This is a genomic window from uncultured Bacteroides sp., from assembly GCF_949298305.1.
GTDB lineage: Bacteria > Bacteroidota > Bacteroidia > Bacteroidales > Bacteroidaceae > Bacteroides.
Window position 1 is genome coordinate 1 of the sequence record NZ_CASFWU010000166.1, and the last position, 3636, is coordinate 3636.

Consider the following 3636-nt stretch of genomic DNA (forward strand, 5'->3'; position numbering starts at 1 on the left):
CGCAGGATGCGGAAGACGACTGTCAGCGCCGTGACGACGGCTACCAAGACGAAAATGCTTGTCCAGAAGAGGAAACCGTAGTCGAAGAAGACGATGTACATGCGCTTCCATTGCTGCAGCAGGAACCAGACCAGCGGGAAGGACAGCAGTGCACTAACTGCCAACAGGACGATATACAGGCGGGCAAAGAGCAGCATGATTTGCGGCACGCCCGCACCGTTCACCTTGCGGATGGCTACCTCCTTCTGACGACGCTCGGTGTCGAGCGTAATGCTGGAATATACACCCAGCAGGGTGATGAGGATGCTGACGATGGCAAAGAACAGCACAATGTTCTTCAGCGTGTATTCCAGCGGTTGGCGGTCGTGGATGTCGTCGAGCAATGTGCCGACCCGTACAGGCACGCTTTCGGGCAAGGCCTCGCGCAGCACCTGCTCCACCCACGTCCGGACCTCCTGCTCCTGACCGCTGCGGCACTTCAGATAGCAATGGCCGATGTAGCCCGAAGCATCGTAGGGGATGAAGACGTAACCTTGGCTCTTCGTATAAGTGTCGGTCTGGAAAGGCTCGCAGATGCCGCTGACGGTATAGCTCCGCTGCGAGTTGTACAGAGGCATCCCCATCACGTCTTTCTGCAACCGTTGCTGCAAGGTGCGGTCCGCCACCAGGTCGGTGGATGCCTCCAAGCCATGGCCCTGCTCTAAGGAAATATTCATGAAGGAGAAGAAATTCCGGGGCACCGCCATGACGTTGACTTCCAGCCACGAGTCAGGATTGTCTTTCTCGGTCATCATCAGGTTGCCCGACGAACCGTACAGATAGTTGATATCCGCCAGCAAGACATCCTGCACGGCAGCATGACTCTTGAAACGGTCCACCAATTGTTCAGGAACGAATAGTCCAGTGGAATGCTAAGGATGGAAGCTTTCTCCTGCATGGAGAGGGTATGCAGCAGGGTGCCGCTTGTCTTTTCAGACTGCAGATAGAGGGCAGCGGACAAGGCCACGAACAGCCAGCAGACAAAGAACTGCACACCCAGCATGAAGTTGCGTCCCCGATGGCTCCGACGCCGACGGCGACCTCCGTTGAGGCCATCCTGCACCGATATGCGGCGGATACGCAGCGTGGCTACCAGGCAAATACCTGCACAAAGCAGTACCAGCAGTCCGATGTACTGGGCGGCATGGCGCATGAGCAGCGACTTACTGAAGACCACCGACATGGAAAACAGCGAATAGTCCATCCGTCCGTCGGTCACCTCGATGCCCCAAAGCACCAGCAGCGAGGCTGCCAGCACCACCAGCAACGACTGGATGAACAACAGGGCAAAGAGCTGCCCGCCGCTGCATCCGTTCACCTTCATCACACTGAACTCTTTCGTGCGGTTGAAATACGAACCGATAAGGAAGTGGAAGAAGTTGAGCAGCCCCACCAGCAGGATGAGCATGCCCATGCTGCCGGTAATCCAACTGATGATGGACAGTTGCTTGCGTTCGTCGGGAAACTGACCGATGGGAAACACCTGTACTTCGTAATCCCTGCCATACAAGTTCCAGCCGAAGCCACGCTGCGCAATCTCCCCTTTCAGTTGCCGGATGTCGGCATGGGGTGCCAGCAGGGCATACGTATTACCGCCCGTCATCTCGTGGCGCCTCTGCAGAAGGCCGTCGCTGTCGTTCAGCACCAGCATGTCCATCGTTTCCATGAAGTAGAGGGAGTTGTTCTGCGGTGTATCGTCCATGACGGCCTGCACGGTATAGACAATGCCTCCGTCGGCGGGAGTGCCCGACGATGAGGGGAAGAGCCTCCGGTTCAGGGTGCAAGTCTTGCCGATGGCCTCGGACTCGCTGCCGAAGATGCGGACAGCCGTCGCGCGGCTCATCACCAGTGCGTTAGGCGTATGGCTGGCCGTCTGCCAGCTTCCGGCCAGGATGCGGGGTGTGAAGATACGGGCATAAAGGCTGTCCGTCTCCATCCGCCGCAGCTCGTAGGGCAAGGTCTTGCCAGGCTTCACCTCGACATCGAAGGTATATTGACGGGGATAGGTGACGAACGAAAGGGCTTCCACCTCTTTTGCCCAGGTGCGCATGTCCTCGCAAAGGGGAGCGGGCGTGCCGGAGAAATAGTTTCCCGTACCGGGGTCGTACATGTTTATCTGCACAATCCGCTCGTAGTTGTCGAAGCAGTGATTGGTTGACTCGATATAACGGCTGCAATACAGGCAGACGCAGAAGCTGAACAGGCCCACGGCCAGTCCGATGATGGAAATAACGTTTTGCGTGCGATATTTCAGCAGGTTTCTGATGGCTAATGTCAAGTAATGTAGTATCATAAGCATTCACGGCCTCACCCCCGACCCCTCTCCCAGGGAGAGGGGAGGTTGGGTTGCGGCTTTCTTTTTAGGTTGTTGTTATTAGTGGTTTCTTATTAATTTATACCTGTTTGTATTCTATTCATCTCTTTTCCAAAGATACATCAAAACGGAGTGATGCTATCCGGCTCCCCTCCTTCGGGAAGGAGGGGTGCCCAACGGGCGGGGTGGTAGGTCATCGCAATTTGCTATGAATCTTATGCCTTATGTTTTCACCTGCCAGGTACTCACCCCCTCTTAACTCCCCCGTTATCGGGGGAGAACAACCTTCCCGAAGGAGGAGAGCTTCGGATACCTTTTCCAGATATCCCCTCCCGGGGGTGAGGCTCCTACAGCACCAGCTCCTCCGCATCCCCGAAGTTATCGTATCCGGTCGTAATCACCCAGTCACCGGGCTGGAGGCCGTCGGTCACCTCGTATTGCTGCGGGTTCTGGCGGCCGATGGTGAGGGGCACACGCACGGCGCGTGTCTTGTCCTTGTTCAGTTTGTATATCCACTGGCCGCCCGTGGCCTGGTAGAAATTGCCGCGGGGGATGACGAGGGCATCCTCAGGCTGGCCGAGTTCGATCTGCACACGGAAGCTCTTGCCCACACGGACATTGTCGGGCATGTCGGCGGTGAAGACGAGATCGACGTCGAACATGCGGTCCTTCACCTCGGGCACCACCTTGGTGATCTTCAATGGGTAGCGCTTGCCCTGGTAGAGGATGGTGGCGGGCAGGCCGGTGGTGATGCGGTCGATGTAGTACTCGCTGAGCGAGGTGTGTACCTTGAACTGGTCGAGCACCTTGATTTCGGCTATGCTTGCGCCGGACTGCACCTGCTGGCCGGGGGTGACGCTGACGAAGCTGAGCTGTCCGCCGACGGGGGCGCACACCACGAGGTCGTCGAGGCGCCGGCACGAACGCTCGTACTTCTTGCGCTCGCGTTCGCGGTCGTTCAGCAGCAGGTCGCGGCGGATGACGGAGACGGCCGAGTCGTGGCGCAGGCTCTGGCGTTGCAGGCGGGCGGTCTTCTCCTTGTAGCGGTACTCGTCTTCGGACACCTGAAGCTGGGCCTTGCTCTTGATGCCCATGCGATACTCCTCTTTCTCCAGCTCGAAGCTCTTGCGCAGTTTCTCCAGCTCGTAGTCGGTCTGCAGGGCCTGCTGCTGGAGGGTGAGGCTCTGCTGCTCCATCTCAATCTCTTTCTCGCGGTAGGTGATGAGCTGTTTCTCCCACTCGTCGCGCTGGTCTTCGATGGTGCGAAGCAGGTCGAGGTTCTC

At 57.6% G+C, this 3636-nt stretch carries 3 protein-coding genes; all 3 read right to left on the bottom strand.

Features of this window, described 5'->3' with window-relative positions; genetic code table 11:
- On the bottom strand, positions 1 to 878 hold an 878-nt coding region (locus tag Q1Y74_RS14050; protein ID WP_366914114.1), incomplete at its 3' end, for an FtsX-like permease family protein.
- Positions 794 to 2332, bottom strand: a complete 1539-nt coding sequence (locus Q1Y74_RS13950; RefSeq protein ID WP_366914115.1) for an ABC transporter permease — start codon at positions 2330 to 2332, stop codon at positions 794 to 796. The genes Q1Y74_RS13950 and Q1Y74_RS14050, both read right to left, overlap by 85 nt.
- 368 nt (positions 2333 to 2700) lie before the next feature.
- A partial coding sequence (locus Q1Y74_RS13955; RefSeq protein WP_300814897.1) for an HlyD family efflux transporter periplasmic adaptor subunit occupies positions 2701 to 3636 on the bottom strand: 936 nt, incomplete at its 5' end.

Bases quoted from the DNA above. Each gene is read 5' to 3' on its own strand.
- Q1Y74_RS13950 (WP_366914115.1), bottom strand. From the start codon at position 2,332: ATGATACTACATTACTTGACATTAGCCATCAGAAACCTGCTGAAATAT.